The organism is Methanoculleus frigidifontis, assembly GCF_030464345.1.
Classification (GTDB): Archaea; Halobacteriota; Methanomicrobia; order Methanomicrobiales; family Methanoculleaceae; genus Methanoculleus_A; species Methanoculleus_A frigidifontis.
The window spans coordinates 28,019-42,389 of record NZ_VCYH01000005.1; the positions used below are offsets into that span (position 1 = coordinate 28,019).

Genomic DNA, 14,371 nt, shown 5'->3' on the forward strand with positions numbered 1-14,371 from the left:
TCTCACTCTCCGTCGGTATGCCAGATGCCCCGGTGCGCGAGCATCCACTGCTGCGAGTGCAGGGGTTCTTCACCGGCTTTTGGCACGACTCTCTCGTAGGTGCCGTCGTTCAGAAGCCGCCGGGATTTTTCCGTGTCCCGCAGGTGCACCATGAGGATATCCCTGATAACCGTCTCTTTGATGCGGGCGTCTCGGATGGGGAAGAGGATCTCCACCCTGCGGTTGAGGTTCCGGGGCATCAGGTCGGCGCTGCCCGAGAAGACGATCGGGTCGCCCCCGTTATGGAAGTAATAGATCCGCGAGTGCTCCAGGAACCGGCCGACGATCGACGTGACGGTGATATTCTCGGATACTTCGGGGATGCCGGGACGGAGGCAGCAGATGCCCCGCACCTGCAGATCGACCGTCACCCCCTGCCGGGATGCCCGGTAGAGCGCCTGGATGCACCGTTTATCCACGAGAGCGTTCATCTTCAGAGCGATGTAGCCGTCGCCGTGCTCCTCCTGCCGCCGGATCTCCCCCTCGATGAGGTTGATAACCTCCTGTCGCATGGTTCCCATCGATCCGTGGGAGACGAGGAGCTGGCGGTAGTCGATCTTCCGCGAGTAGCCGGTCAGGGCGTTGAAGAGGTCGGCGACGTCCGCACCGATCTTTGGGTCGGCGGAGAAGAGCCCAAGGTCGGTGTAGATGCGGGCGGTGCCTGCGTTGTAGTTGCCGGTCCCCATATGAGTGTAGGTGACGAGCCCGTCCTTTTCTCGCCGCACCACCATGCACATCTTGGCATGCACCTTCAGGCCGACGAGGCCATAGACGACATGTACGCCGGCTCGTTCGAGTGCACGCGCCCAGAGGATATTGTTCTCCTCATCGAACCTGGCCTTCAGTTCGACGAGCACCGCCACCTGTTTCCCGGCCATCCGGGCGTCCATCAGGGCCTCGACGACGGGGGAGTTCAACCCAGCCCGGTAGAGAGTCATCTTGATGGCAAGGACGTCCGGGTCGGCGGCCGCCTGCTGCAGGAAGGTGATCACCGGTGCGAAGCTGTCGTAGGGGTGGTAGAGAAGGATGTCGTGCTGCCGTATCGCATCGAAGATGCTGCCTGCATCGGTGATGCTCGGGGGGACGGCCGGGAGGAAGGGCTGGTCCTTCAGGTCAGGCCTGTCGATGGCGGTCAGTTCCATCAGATCGGCGATGCCGACGGGACCTATCGGGGTATAGACCTGGCTCGCCGGGAGCTGGAACTTGGTGGTGAGGATCTCGCGCACCCACGCCGGGACGGTATGGGAGAGCTCGAGGCGGATCGGCGTGCCGATCCGCCGAAGTTCCACTCCCTCTTCAATGGCGGTGAGGAGATCGGACGCCTCATCCTCCTCGATCTCGAGATCTGCATCCCGTGTTACCCGGAACGGGTAGGTGGCCGCCACCTCCATCCCGGGGAAGAGGAGGTCGAGGTTGGAGGCAACGAGGTCCTCAAGGAAGACGAAGTTGTACTCCAGCGCCTGCTCCGGTTTCGTGCCGCCTTCGGTCGTTTCCTCGGGGATCCTGACAAGCCGGGGAAGGACATCGATCGGTACCTTGACGCGCGAGAAGACTACCCCGCGCTGGGGGTCGTTGATGACCACCGCGAGGTTCAGGCTCAGATTGGAGATGAACGGAAACGGATGGCTGACGTCGAAGGCCATGGGAGTGAGCACCGGGAAGACCCTCCGCTCAAAGAAGTCGCGAAGTCTCCGCTTCTCTCCCTCTGCAAGGTCCGCGTGGCGGCGGATATGGATTCCCGCTTCGTTCAGCTTCGGGAGGATATCGTCCTGCCAGCAGCTGGAGGCATCTTCGACGAGAGGCATCAGCTCCTGCCGGATCGCCGCGAGCTGCTCCGATGGCGTCATCCCGTCGGGCGGCGCCTCAAGAACCCCGCGCGCACGCTGCCGCCGCAGCCCCGAGACGCGGATCATCATGAACTCGTCAAGGTTGCTGGCGAATATGGCGAGAAACTTCACCCGCTCAAGCAGCGGATGTCGTTCTTCCTGTGCCTCTTCGAGGACACGCCGGTTGAACTGGATCCAGGAGAGCTCGCGGTTGATGTAGAGCCGGGGTTCCTCCAGGGGGACTTCAGGATGCTTTTTTGGGGCATGAATGGGGATGGTATCGGGATCGGATGACATTGGTCTCTCCCCCTGCTGCCCGAACAGGCAGCAGGCGAATATGTATATAGTGAAATGTATTTTGTTCCGGCTACTCTATTGAACTGCAGGAATAATAGTTCTGTCCTCTCTTCCCCTCTGCCGGTGCCGAAGAGTACTCCAATCTTCGGTGCGCGTGCTATCACACCGGCCTATTCCGTGAATGGTTCAGGGGCACCGCCGCCAGCACCAGTGCGGTGACCCTGCCGGTTTCATCGCCGATCGGATCGGCAGTGACCAGCACGGGGAATGCCGTGCCGTCCCGGGCTCGCCCTCTCATCATCCCGCACCAGTCCGCCCCCTGCCTGACCCGGGCGAAGATGTCGGAGGCTTCGCCCGGGTCGTCCCAGAGCTCTGTCGCATGCCGGTTCAGGAGCTCTTCCTGTACGGTGTAACCCCATAACCCCAGGAGTACCGGGTTGATGAAAGAGATATACCCGGCAGGATCGGTGAGGGCGACGGCTGCGCCGGTCTGCTCGCTAATTTCCTGACCACCCCCGGCGCGCCGCATCTCCAGCATCTCGGAGAGGAGGAGGGAGAAGATCCGGCGGGCTTCGGAGAGGTCTTCGCAGGTGAGCAGATAGGTTCCTTCGGTGAGCGGTGCTGCCCGGAAGATGACGATCTTCAGTTCGCCGTCCCTGCACCTGACCCTGCATGTTCTTGATTCGGTCAGACCCTTCTCTGCCTGGCAAACGAATTCTTTCCAGGCGGCATGTACTTCGCGACGGTATGGGGGATCCGGGAATGCCTGATAGAGCAGTTCCTTCCCTGGAGGGAGGTCGTCGGGGGTGTATCCGAACACGTCTGCGAATGTTTTGTTGCAGCAGATGAAATGTCCCGCCCGGTCGATGACGGAGAGGGCGAACGGGGCATGAGTAACCGCGAGCCGGAGCCGCCTCTCGCTCTGCCGGAGACGTTCCTCAGCAGCGCTAAGATCGGTGATGTCGCGGATCGAGGCGATGGAGCCGATCCGATCCCCGTTCTGGTCGAGGATAGATGACACTTTCGCCCAGAGATACGCTCCCTTCCCGCCATAGGCACCGGGGCAGTGTCCCGTGCTCACAACGGTGTCACCGGTCCGTCTGAAACCTGTCTGGATGGCCGCGCCCTCCGGGGCACCGGCGCATCCGTTCATGATACCCAGCAACTCCCTGTAGAAGGGGACGGCGTCGACCAGTTTGTCTTTCCCGAGCGCGTCGCGCTTCACAAGACTGGTCAACGCCTCCATCTCCCGGTTCCAGGCGATGATGCGGCCTTCCGTATCGACGACAAACGTAGCATCAGGAAGCGAGTCGATGATGCCGGAGAGCAGCCAGTTCGCTCTGTCGATCTTCGCTTCTGCTGCTTTCTGCGTGGAGATGTTCCGGGTGATCGTCGATACTCCGATGATTTCGCTGTGCTGATCGAGGATCGGTGAGAGTGTGACCGATACATTGATCGCCGACCCGTCCTTTGCAATTCTGACCGTCTCAAAGTGTTCGACCCGTTCTCCCCGGCGGACACGGTCTCGCAGATAAAGGAGTTCTCCCTCCCGCTCTGGGGGGAAGAGGAGAGAGATCGGTCTGCCGATGGCCTCCTCTGCCGGATAGCCGTAGAGCCGGTACGCCCCGGGATTCCAGCTGACGATGGTGCCGTCCAGATCCTCACCGATGATGGCGTCGTCGGAGGAATCGACGATGCAGGCGAGGAGTGCCTCCAGCGCGTGGGTCTTCGTCTGTATGGTTGTGTCCTCAAGGATCACGGTTGCGCCGCGCCGTCCGTCCTCAAAGACCGTCGGGATACATTTCGTCCGGTAGTACCGCCGTTCGTCACCGCACCGGACAGGGACGGCTTCCACCGTCACCTCGCGATCGTCTCCTTCCGCAAGAATGTCGTAGATGGCCGAGATCACCGGCACCTCTGCGGCGATCTCTGGAAGAGGTTGGTTGATGACATCGTCTCTCTTCGCACCGGCCAGATGGAGGAATCGGTCGTTCGCCCGAATGACGCCAAGATCGGTATCCAGGATGAGAATGCCGTCACTGGTGGTATCCATCCATGCCGAGATCGGAACCCGGCGGGAGAGCGTGTAGACCTTTGCGTTGCCGATCTCATCCATCGTCACCTGCCCGGAGATGAGGAGGATTTCCAGGTACTTTGCAACTGAGTTCCTGTTCATGCCGGTTTTATGGGATATCTCCGATATCGTCATCCCTTTCGGCCTGAATCGAAGAGTGTTCAGGATCCGGGAAGCTGCCTCCTGGCTCGAATGCATGACGATGGTGCATCGCATCGACAGGAGCAATAAAACTTTGCAGCCCGGGCAGGTGCGGGGAAATACGGTGCGGCTCCCGGGAAAGGGTCGAAAATAGGGGTCGAAGAGACGATCACGTCCCCTCGTATGCCTCCATAACAAGACCTTCGAAGGCTCCCCCTCCCGCAGCCAGCTCTTCACCGACGGCTGCGACGCCGGCAGGATCGCCGATCTTCAGCAGGGCGGCGGCGGTCAGTGCCCTGCAGCATTCGGAATGTTCTCCCCTGAGTATGGCCGTAAGCGGCTCCACTGCCCTGGCGTCCCCGATCTCGGCGAGCGCCCAGACGGCAGCGTTCCGGACCTGGTCATCGGCGGTCGTCGTGATGGTGATCAGGCTGCCGACGGCAGGTTCACCGACCCGGGCGAGCGCCATGGCAACATTCCAGCGTGCTTTCGTCTCCTTGTCCGTGAGGGTCTGTACCAGCGGGTCGACTGCAGGTTCGCCGATTCTTCCGAGAGCCCCGGCCGCCTGGAGTCTGCTGTACGTATCTCCGTGCAGCAGGGTATCCAGAAGGGCCGCAACATCCTGGCGCACCTTCTGCTCTTCTTCGGTTTGGGTCGGTTCGGTTCGACCTGCTTGAGGGGGTGCAGTCTCTTTGCGCACCCTCAGCTCTTGAACAACAGGCATCGTCTTTCCACCTCCTGTGACGATCGACCTCATATCCCGGTTTTATAATCAATTTTTGCGAATCGAAGCCGCCAAACGATGTTGCCGCCCGGCAGTGCCGGGCGGTACCGGCAAATGGTACTGCCGTGCATAGTTTTATTATCCCGGTGAAGGGGGCACCTGCCTTTGCAGCCTGGCTATCTCTTCGACCAGCACCCGGTATGCCCGGCGGTCTTCGGTGACATCCTCGTAGGTGACGTGCTCTGTGCCGTCGCAGAGTTCCACCGGACGGAAGAGGATCGCTTTCTCTTCGCCGCTCTTGCACCGGACCGAGAAGGTCCGGGGACGGGGTGCGCCCCTGCTGTTCTCCTCCCGGTCTGCCTTCCAGGCGGCGATCGCCTCGCGGCGGTATGCCGCGTCCGGGAACGCCTGCCGGAACCACTCCCGCCCGGTGGGGATATCCGCGAGTGTGTAGCCGAAAAGGTCGGTGAATGCCCGGTTGAGGAAGGAGTAGCGGCCGTCGCTCTCGATGATGGCGGCGGCGACGGGGGAGGAGTCGATCACGTCCCGGAACCGCGCCTCGCTGCGGCGGAGCCGGTTCTCGGTCTGCCGCCGGGCGAGGGCGATGGAGGCCTGCTGGAGGAAGAGTTCGATCACCTGCCGGTGCTCGAGCACCTCCCCGGGCGGGAGGAAGATGCCGGCTATCCCGAAGAGCCGGTTCGCCCAGGCCAGCCGGATGCTGCTCAGCTTCCCGATGTTGAACCTTGAGAGGATGGCATCGCAGATCTCCTCCGGGATCTGCCGGAAGCAGACATCATAAATCGGCCAGCCACTCGCCTCCGATGTGGGGCGGAAGATGTGCTCCCGCGATGTGAAGAGTGCTGGAAGGGCTTCACCGTACGGGGCGCCGAAGAGATCCCCGATGGGAAAGGCCATGCCGACGATATCAAACCCCAGTGACTGTTTCAGCCCTTCCCGGAAGTTTTCATCGGCGATCGCCTGCATGAAGAACTGCCAGTTGCCCTCGTCGTAGGAGACGACGAAGACCCGGGCATCAGGAATGAGTTCGTCGATCCGATCGGCAACGTACTGGTAGAGATCCGCTTCCGCCGGCATATCGACGAGTTCCATCGCGGTCCGGGAGAGGAACAGCAGATTCCTGACCTGTTCCTGTTCGCGTTCGAGGCTCTGCCTGAGGCTGTCGTCGGCGATCTTCCTGTCGATTGCAATTGCAGCCTGCCGTATGAATGCCTCGATGAGATCCCTGTTCGGGAGATTTGCGCCGCTGGAAAGGGAGATTACGACGTCGCCGACGATCCTCGCCTTGGAGACCAGCCCCATCAGGCAGGAGTCGATGCCCCCTGCAATCTCCTTGATCTGCCGGCAGATCTCTTCGGGAACCTGCATGTGCAGGAGCCGATACAGCGGCGGAGTCCTGACCAGCGTCTGATACTGAATGAGGGCTGCGGTATCAGCCGTGCTGATGGGAAAGGTCATACCCTCTAGCTTCACTCCCATGAGCCGGTGCATAGTATCCAGGGCGATAGGGTTCCCGACAACACTTTTAAGAACGAGGTTCTGGTTCGATTCGTCGAGGATGCCGACCCACACCAGGAATCCGGGAGCAAGGGAGTATACCTGTAGTGCGACGTATTCGTAGATGTCGTCTCCTTCTCCCATGTCTCTGAAATCCCTGCCGGTTCTGGCGAGAAACTCCATATTCCGGACATACTGCTTGCGCTCGGTAATATCTTCGAGGACGAGCGTTGCGCCCGTCTCCCCGTCGTCGAAGGTCGTCGGAATTGCCTGCATCTGGTAGAAGAAGTCCTTCCCGTCACTCCGGTAGCGAAGGTCGGTGACAACCTGCTCGCGCTCGAGCCCCTCGATGACGGCGATCGCCTCAGGGCTGGAGATGACCGGGAGCGCCGCCTCCTCGAGCGTCAGTCCGATCAGGTCGTCCTTCGAGCGGCGGAGAGCCCGAAGGCACTGGTCGTTGACCTGAACGATCCGCCCTGTTTCGTCCAGGATGAGGATCAGGTTCTTCGTGAAGCAGAGAAAGGCGGACATCGGCACGCGCTGGGCGAGCGAGTAGACCTTGGCGTTGCCGATGCTCCGGACGTCGACCCTGCCGGCGATCTGCAGGATCTCAAGGCGCTTGGCGGCTGAACCTCTGGTCGCCCCGATCTGCTTCGCCACGTCCGTGATCGTCATGCCCTTCGGCCGGAACCGGAGAGCACGAAGGATCCGCGTCTGGATATCGTGCTCTTCCTGCATAGCATTGTGAAGCGATGATAGCTTAACTGTATTTATATCTTGCTTCTGGAGGTGACGGCAGAGCGGAAAGGAACCATTCATCATCTCATCGGTTCCATCTCCTCCGGAGATCAGGTCTATGGAGATCCACGATATCGTCACCATTGCCCAGGGAGCGCTTCCGATCATGAACCCGACCACCCCGGAGAAGGTGCTTGCCGCAGGAGAGGCTGCCGGTCTTTCTCCCGTCTCGCGGGTCGTTGAGGTCGGGTGCGGCAACGGCACGATCCTCGCCCTCTGGGGTGAGGGGTTCGGCATATCGGGGATCGGGATCGAGCAGCGGCGGCCGGCGTGCGAGACGGCGGAGCAGCTCTTCGCGGAGGCCGGGCTTGATACGAGGATCTCCGTGCTCTGCATGGACGGGCGCGATTTCGTGGCGGACGAGCTCTTCGACTGCGCTGTCTGCATTGGGGCATCGCATATCTGGAACGGTTTTGAGCCTGCGCTCCACGCGATGCTTGACCTGGTCCACGATGCGGGGACGATCGTCATGGGTGAGCGCTACTGGCGGCATGACGGGGCACCGCCGGAGTTTGCACGGGAATGGACGGAAGTCCTGACCGAGTACGAGGTCCTCCGGACGGTCAGGGATGCCGGGCTCGACCTCGCCGCCGTCGTGCGGGCGAGCGAAGACGATTGGGACCGCTACGAATCAGGGATCTGGCAGTCGCTCCTCGCATGGCTCGCCGCACACCCCGACCATCCGGACCGGGACGAACTTGCCGGCTATCTCCGGCAGATCCAGGACGAATACTTCGGGTACGGGCGCGAGCATATGGGCTGGGCGATGTACGTGCTCGTGCCCGCAGCCGGCTGATACCGGACGCCACCATAATCATTATACCGCCGGTGTACCTGGATACCCGGCATGGACGTCTACGTCGGGACGAGCGGATGGGCATACGAGTGGAACCCGGACGAGAGCCTCGAATGGGTCTCCGGGAAGTCGGGGCTGAACGCCATTGAACTGAACGCCAGTTTCTACCGTTTTCCTGAAGAAGAGACCGTTGCCGGATGGGCGGATGCCGGATCGGATCTCCGCTGGAGCGTCAAGGTGAACCGGTCGGTGACGCACCGGCACAAATTCAACGAAAAAGCCCTCGATGTATGGAACCGGTTCGAAGACCGATACCGGCAGATGGACGACCTCATCGATTTTTATCTCTTCCAGGCGCCGCCGATGATGAGCGATCCCGATCGGTTCATCGCGTTTGCCGAGGAGACGGATCTCGACAAACGTTTCGCCCTCGAAGTCCGCAACCCCGATCTCCTCGGCGACGATGCGGCGTGCCGGGCGCTCGGCGAGGTCGCCACGCTCGTCTCGGTCGACTCTCCCGATTTTCAGGAGCGGATCTTCCCGGGCGATCGGCTGTACCTCCGGATGCACGGGCGAACCGCCTGGTACCACCATGACTATACGGAGGGCGAGCTCGCCGGAATCCGTGACAGGATCCGGGACACCGCCCCGCAGAGCGCCTATATATTCTTCAACAACAACCACGCCATGCTCAAGAACGCACAGGCGATGCGAAAACTCTTCACGTAATGCGGGCGGTCATCCGCCGCCCGGCAGGCACCGTCTGACCGCCTCGTCGACGGCGCGAAGCGGCAGGTGCAGTTCCCGCGCGATGGCGGCGAGGTCGTCGTACTCGGGTTTTCGCGCAACGACCCTGCCGTCCAGCGTCGATGTCTTTATCTGCACCGGGAAGGTGCGGCCGCCGATGGTGACGGGGATACGTTCCTTTGACCGGTGCGCCACGACCTTCGGCACGTTGCAGATGCGCACGCCGAGAGTGCCGGTCTCGTCCATCAGTGCGGCGATCATCCGGTTGACGTCGGGTTCATGCACCATGACCGAAATAATCGAGACCGGCCGGTTCTTCTTCCCGATCGCCTGGGTGACAAAGACGTCGATCGCCCCCTCGGCCATCATCCGCTCGATCGTATACCCGATCAGCTCGCCGGAGATGTCGTCGAGGTTCGTCTCCAGCATCACTACCCGGCGCCGCGGCACCGGTGCGGCCTCTCCTTCGACGACCCGCAGGACGTTCGGCTTCCCCGGCGTTCCCCTCGTGCCTGCACCGTAGCCGACCCGGACCGGGGTCATGGCCGGGTAGGGATCGACGACCTTCTCTGCGATCGCAGCGAGCATTGCCGCTCCGGTCGGCGTCGTCAGCTCTGTCTCCGCCGGGAGGGAGGTGTAGGGGAGGCGGTGCCGGCAGAGTACCTCCAGCGTCGCCGGAGCGGGGGCTGCAATCTCCCCGTGCGCCATCCTGATAACCCCGCCGCCGAGAGCGGGCGGCGTTGCATAGATGACGCCGTCGAGGAACCCATGGTCTTCGAGGATGAGCAGTGAGCCGAGGATATCGAAGATCGTGTCGACGGAGGCGATTTCGTGGAGGTGAAACCCGGTGCGGTGGAGTTTTGCCTCTGCGGCGATGAGATCGTCCAGCACCGCAAGCCCCCGGCTGCGTGCGCGTTCCGGCAGCCCGGCGGCGTCGGCCACCTCGAGGAGCGACTGCCTGAGATCGTCGCCGTTGCCGGAGCGCTCCTCTTCTATCCTGATATCGAGGCGGACGGCCGTGATCCCGCCGGCATCGACCTCCTCCGCGATGAACGAGAAATCCCGGCAGTGGCCGAGCCCGGCGATGGCTCCGGCCAGCGGGTCAAGGAGATCGGCAGAGTCCGTTAGGTCGATGAGGGAGGAGAGGAGCATATCTCCCGCTATTCCTGCGATCTTCGGGTCGATGACCAGCGCCTTCATGGTATCCGGAACGTGATGTTACGCCTCAGGCATCGGTTCGTTCAGGCGTGCGTAGACCTTCTGCGCGAGACCGGCGACCTCCGTTGCCGTCTCCCGTCCGCCGGGGATGGCGTTCGTCAGGTACGCTCCCGAAGCCGCCCGTTTCCCTGCCTCCGCAGCGTCCATGCCGACCAGGGCTGCCATGGCGGCCGGAACGGTGAGGTTAATGATCGTGTGCCCGATGTACTGGAGCTCCTGCAGGAGGACGGCGCCGGCGAAGATCGCCGTTCCCATGTTCGGGTCGTCACGCCCCTTACCTTCAAGAACGTAGTCGGGGACGACTTTTGCGGTCAGGTTCTCGATATGGTACTGCTTCCCGTCGATGGTGATGTCATACGACGCTTTCGCATCGAATCCCCAGAATTTTGCGGTGAACTTGTCCGTCCGCCGCGCCTGGGGGGCGACCTCGGTGAACTTGAATTCGATCGATTTGCCGGTGAACGCGGAGAGGATAGCAGAACCGCGCTTCTCGACGTAGGCGAGGCGTTCGGCGTCGAGGGCGTGGGCGACGTCCTCGACCGACTTGCCCGCCTTCATCATCTCGTAGGTCCGCACCGCCCGGCGGTAGATCGCCCGGTCGCGGGCCGGCTCGCTTGCCAGGATACAGGCCGCGGTGACCGAACCCCGGGTGACCTGTTCGGCCTTCCGCGCGATGGTGTTGAGGGCGGTCAGGGCGATCTCCGGGTCGATGAACGACTCTTTCTTGTAGGTTTTAATGGTCTCCGCCGTCTTGTCGACGTCGCCGTTGTTCTTCACCATGAGCCGCAGCGCCGGGAGCGTGTCGCCTGCGAGGTGGCCGAGCGGCACGTTCACGGGACCTCCCGAGAACCCTGCACCGATCATCGCCGATTCCGCAAAGCCTGCAAAGATCTCGTTCATGGCCATCGACCCGATGACGGAGGGGCCGCCGATGTCTTTCAGGATCAGCCCGAAGTCGCCGACGATCTGGGCGGTGTCGTACTCCTCGCCCGTCCCCCGCATGTGGAGCTTTTCCGGGAGGCCGGCGGCTTCGACGGCACCCTTCCCTGCGAGGTAAGCGGAGTCGACCTTGCCGAACGAACCGAACTCTTCACCGAGGAGCGCATCGGGGTGGACGAGCTCCATGGTGACCGCCGATGCGATGAGGGCGGGCCAGAGCGGGTAGGGCGTGATCCCGGCACCGATCATGGCCTTCATCATCGCCTCGGTGCCGACCTTCGCCGCGTTCCGGGCGAGCTCAGGGATGTTGTAGTCCTCGCCGAGGGCGGCGTGGCCGTAGACGCCGCCGCCCGCCACAAACGGTGGGAGCACCAAACCGTCCACGCGGGTCAGTTTTTTGTCCATCAGCTCCTGGTATATCGCGAGGTACGCCGGGAAGGCGGGCACCCGGTGGGTGAACTTGTTCGTGGTCAGGGCGATCGCGCTTGTTCGCCCTGCTCCTGCGTGCATCCTGGCGATAGCGCCGAGTTTCCGGTTCCCGAGCGGCACCCCGGACCGGGCGCAGCTGCCGCTGAAGTAGGCGAGCGCTGCGACGATGAGGGCGGCGTTCTCGGGTGCGGCGCCTGCCCGTTTCGCCTCGCGGACGGCTTTTTCGATCACCATGTCGAGCGGCAGGTGCGGCGCCGCGGCGTCGAGCACCGCCATCCGGTCGAGGAGGTGCATCTCCGGCGCCCCGATACTGCAGAAGATATCCTCCGCAAGGGAGTTTGCTGCGCAGAATACGGGGATGACGAGTGCACCGTGTCCCCGGGTTGCCGCCTCCAGTTTATCGTTCGTCATATAATCGGGCTTGAAAGTTGTGGCGCTCACCGTAGCGAGCAGCATCTTCTCTCTCTCTTCCGTCATTGCAAGCACCTCCTGTGTGGATATTTGAATCCTTGTCCGCCTCGTATAAATAGGTGCGGCTTTCGGCGCACCCCGGAAAGGTATCGGGAGGCATGTGGCGCTCCGCGGAGTCTGTGAGGCTGGAAAATACCTGTGTGCAATTTTTCCCGAAAATGGCACGATTGTTTCCTGCCCTGGTCGATCGTTTCCCTCGATTTGCGGGAGGACGTGGTTCAAATGGGAAATTATTCATTTAAAACGCAATAATCGCCGAAATAAACGGTTAATAAAAAAGGATTGGCATAAATACTTGATGTTCCTTTTAATTGATCGGGGGCAGAACGCCCCCATTATGAGAGGGATTGCGAACGCGTGTGTGAAAATCACTCGCCTGACAGGCGTTTTTGCTCTTATGCTCTGTATGGGTTTACTCACGCAGGGTGCTCTGGCGGTGGAACCCACCCCGACACCTGTCTTGGACCCGCCCTCTGTCACCGTCAGTCCCGAGCAGATAACGGCGGGAGAGACGGTCACGATTTCTCTCGAAAATCTTCCGGATGCCAGCCAGCTCGCCATCCGGATCTCGTCGACCGTCGCCCTCTGCGGGGAAGAGACATTCGCCCTGAAAGCAACGAACCTCCGGGTGCCGTTCTCCCTCGATTCATCCCGCGTAAGCATTCAGGCGGAGCCCGTCACCGAAGCCGGGATCCAGGCCAGGATCGGGTGGCTGCCGATCAGCCTGAAGACCGACGGCGACGACGGCGTCGCCAGACTTACCCAGGGCACCGGCGATATATCGTCGGGAACTACCATCAGTCTCCTCTCGGTCTTCGGCACGGCGGTTCCGGGGGCTGAAAGCGTCGATCTCTTTCTGGATATCAGCGGCGTGAAGTACGGCGCAGAAGACTCCTCGCTCTCTTTCGGGCTCGAAGGTGTCGCAAACGGCAGTGCCGTCCTCCGGGTTTCGGTGAACGGGAGCGAGATCGGCAGCCAGGAGATCATCATCGGCGACGGAGCGCCTGTTTTTCCCGAAGCGCCGGCTGCAGCGTTCTGTGCATCGCCCGAGAACGGCACCGCTCCCCTGACGGTCTCGTTCACCGACACCTCCACCGGCAGCCCGACGTCGTGGATCTGGGACTTTGGCGACGGAACGGGTTCGTCCGAGCAGCACCCGGTGCATACCTATACCGCACAGGGAACCTACACCATCTCCCTTGCAGCGAGCAACGCCGGCGGCAGCAACAGCACGACCCGGAGTAATTATATCACCGTCGCCGCTCCACCGCTCTTCCTCTCCGCGCCGGCACTCACCCCTGCCCGGATCCCCACCGATTCGGACGGCGTCCCGGGAGTCGGAGAGACGGCAACCCTCTCCGTGAACCTTACCGGCGGCAGCGGTGATGCGGACGTCGCCGTTGATCTCTCACCCCTCGGCGGTTCTGTTGCAGTGCCGATGGTGTGGGAGGGCGGTGATCGCTGGACGACGTCCGTATCCGCCGGGCAGCCGTCACCTCACGCCGGCGGTGCATACAGCCCCGTCGACCTCGTCGTGACCGCCACCGACAGGGGCAGCGGAGCGACCGCATCGGTCGCCGCCTCCCTGGTCGCCGTCCGGAACGGCGACGTCAATGAGGACGGACGGGTGACGCTCTACGATGCCACATACATCGGCCGTTCCCTGGTCGGCCTGCCGGGGTATACCGTGAGCACGCCCGCCGTCGGCGACGTCACGGGAGACGGCGTCCTCACCCTCGCGGACGCCATGTACCTGGCAAAGCATCTCCTCGGCGTGCCGGGATTTGAGGTTCTACGCTGAGAGCAGGGAATGCCTCTGCTTTTTACTCTTCCATGTACAGCGCCTGGATCGCAATGACTTCAGTGCTATCCCGCGCCTGTGCATACTCCTCAAGGGGGTCGCGGTTTACCTCCAGGAACCGGATGCCCCACCGGAACCGCCCCAGGATCTCTGCCGCTTGTTCCTGCTCACCCATAATGTACAGGGCGGCGGCCATCGCCTCCACCGAGGTGAGCTGGAACGGCCGGCCGAAGTTGACGGGGTTTGCCGCCACCAGAAACGGAAGCGCCCGCCGGTTCCGCCAGGCGGTCACCGCCCCGGTGTCGAGCACGTCCCAGGAACAGTCCAGTGCGGTGATGGACGGGAGGCGGCGGTCCGCAGGAGAGACCGCCTGCTCTGCCGTGGGGTCGAGGAGCAGGGTCGAGCGTGGTATCTGCGAAAGGCGTGTGACGATGGTGACGAGACCGCGCTGCGCCAGCCTCTTCATGGTGCATTTCCGGGGATCGCAGGTGTTGTCGCGGTAGGCGTAGAGGGGTATCATCTAACTTGTTATGATCTGACATCCCAGGTACTATCA

10 protein-coding genes are annotated in these 14,371 nt (G+C 62.2%); 3 read left to right on the forward strand and 7 right to left on the reverse strand.

Translation table 11 applies throughout. The features are described from left to right. Nucleotides 1–2: 2 nt before the first annotated feature. From ppk1 to FGU65_RS08450, 4 genes are all read right to left on the reverse strand, one after another. Nucleotides 3–2,162 (reverse strand): polyphosphate kinase 1, encoded by a 2,160-nt coding sequence (gene ppk1, locus FGU65_RS08435; protein ID WP_301664005.1) that lies wholly within the window; start codon nt 2,160–2,162, stop codon nt 3–5. A gap of 160 nt (nt 2,163–2,322) precedes the next feature. Further along, on the reverse strand, nt 2,323–4,338 hold the full coding sequence (locus FGU65_RS08440; RefSeq protein ID WP_301664006.1) for a PAS domain S-box protein: 2,016 nt from the start codon (nt 4,336–4,338) through the stop codon (nt 2,323–2,325). Nucleotides 4,339–4,546: 208 nt separating this feature from the next. Further along, nucleotides 4,547–5,101, reverse strand: coding sequence for a HEAT repeat domain-containing protein (locus tag FGU65_RS08445; RefSeq protein WP_301664007.1), 555 nt, complete (start codon nt 5,099–5,101; stop codon nt 4,547–4,549). A gap of 138 nt (nt 5,102–5,239) precedes the next feature. Beyond that, complete coding sequence (locus FGU65_RS08450; protein WP_301664008.1) at nt 5,240–7,354, reverse strand: PAS domain S-box protein; 2,115 nt, start codon at nt 7,352–7,354, stop codon at nt 5,240–5,242. A gap of 118 nt (nt 7,355–7,472) precedes the next feature. Between FGU65_RS08450 and FGU65_RS08455 the strand changes: the two genes are divergently transcribed. Further along, complete coding sequence (locus tag FGU65_RS08455; protein ID WP_301664009.1) at nt 7,473–8,210, forward strand: SAM-dependent methyltransferase; 738 nt, start codon at nt 7,473–7,475, stop codon at nt 8,208–8,210. 51 nt (nt 8,211–8,261) lie between these two features. Further along, a complete protein-coding gene (locus tag FGU65_RS08460) occupies nt 8,262–8,939 on the forward strand; it encodes a DUF72 domain-containing protein (protein ID WP_301664010.1) in 678 nt (225 codons plus the stop codon). Between the two features lie 9 nt (nt 8,940–8,948). Here the strand turns inward: FGU65_RS08460 and larC are convergent, their stop codons facing one another. Both larC and FGU65_RS08470 read right to left on the reverse strand, forming a co-directional pair. Then, complete coding sequence (gene larC, locus FGU65_RS08465; protein WP_301664011.1) at nt 8,949–10,157, reverse strand: nickel pincer cofactor biosynthesis protein LarC; 1,209 nt, start codon at nt 10,155–10,157, stop codon at nt 8,949–8,951. An 18-nt stretch (nt 10,158–10,175) separates the two neighbouring features. Further along, nucleotides 10,176–12,020: a hypothetical protein gene (locus FGU65_RS08470; protein ID WP_301664012.1), complete on the reverse strand. Its 1,845-nt coding sequence runs from the start codon at nt 12,018–12,020 to the stop codon at nt 10,176–10,178. A gap of 400 nt (nt 12,021–12,420) precedes the next feature. Between FGU65_RS08470 and FGU65_RS08475 the strand changes: the two genes are divergently transcribed. Beyond that, nucleotides 12,421–13,815, forward strand: a complete 1,395-nt coding sequence (locus FGU65_RS08475) for a PKD domain-containing protein (RefSeq protein ID WP_301664013.1) — start codon at nt 12,421–12,423, stop codon at nt 13,813–13,815. A gap of 22 nt (nt 13,816–13,837) precedes the next feature. Here FGU65_RS08475 and FGU65_RS08480 read toward each other — a convergent pair whose 3' ends face one another. Further along, entirely contained in the window at nt 13,838–14,335 is a 498-nt protein-coding gene (locus tag FGU65_RS08480) for a DUF367 family protein (protein WP_301664014.1), read from the reverse strand. Between the last annotated feature and the right edge of the window lie 36 nt (nt 14,336–14,371).

What these genes read in the sequence shown, in the direction of transcription:
- ppk1 (WP_301664005.1), bottom strand. Translation starts at nt 2,162, where the DNA reads ATGTCATCCGATCCCGATACCATCCCCATTCATGCCCCAAAAAAGCAT.
- FGU65_RS08440 (WP_301664006.1), bottom strand. Translation starts at nt 4,338, where the DNA reads ATGAACAGGAACTCAGTTGCAAAGTACCTGGAAATCCTCCTCATCTCC.
- FGU65_RS08445 (WP_301664007.1), bottom strand. Translation starts at nt 5,101, where the DNA reads ATGCCTGTTGTTCAAGAGCTGAGGGTGCGCAAAGAGACTGCACCCCCT.
- FGU65_RS08450 (WP_301664008.1), bottom strand. Translation starts at nt 7,354, where the DNA reads ATGCAGGAAGAGCACGATATCCAGACGCGGATCCTTCGTGCTCTCCGG.
- FGU65_RS08455 (WP_301664009.1), top strand. Translation starts at nt 7,473, where the DNA reads ATGGAGATCCACGATATCGTCACCATTGCCCAGGGAGCGCTTCCGATC.
- FGU65_RS08460 (WP_301664010.1), top strand. Translation starts at nt 8,262, where the DNA reads ATGGACGTCTACGTCGGGACGAGCGGATGGGCATACGAGTGGAACCCG.
- larC (WP_301664011.1), bottom strand. Translation starts at nt 10,157, where the DNA reads ATGAAGGCGCTGGTCATCGACCCGAAGATCGCAGGAATAGCGGGAGAT.
- FGU65_RS08470 (WP_301664012.1), bottom strand. Translation starts at nt 12,020, where the DNA reads ATGACGGAAGAGAGAGAGAAGATGCTGCTCGCTACGGTGAGCGCCACA.
- FGU65_RS08475 (WP_301664013.1), top strand. Translation starts at nt 12,421, where the DNA reads ATGGGTTTACTCACGCAGGGTGCTCTGGCGGTGGAACCCACCCCGACA.
- FGU65_RS08480 (WP_301664014.1), bottom strand. Translation starts at nt 14,335, where the DNA reads ATGATACCCCTCTACGCCTACCGCGACAACACCTGCGATCCCCGGAAA.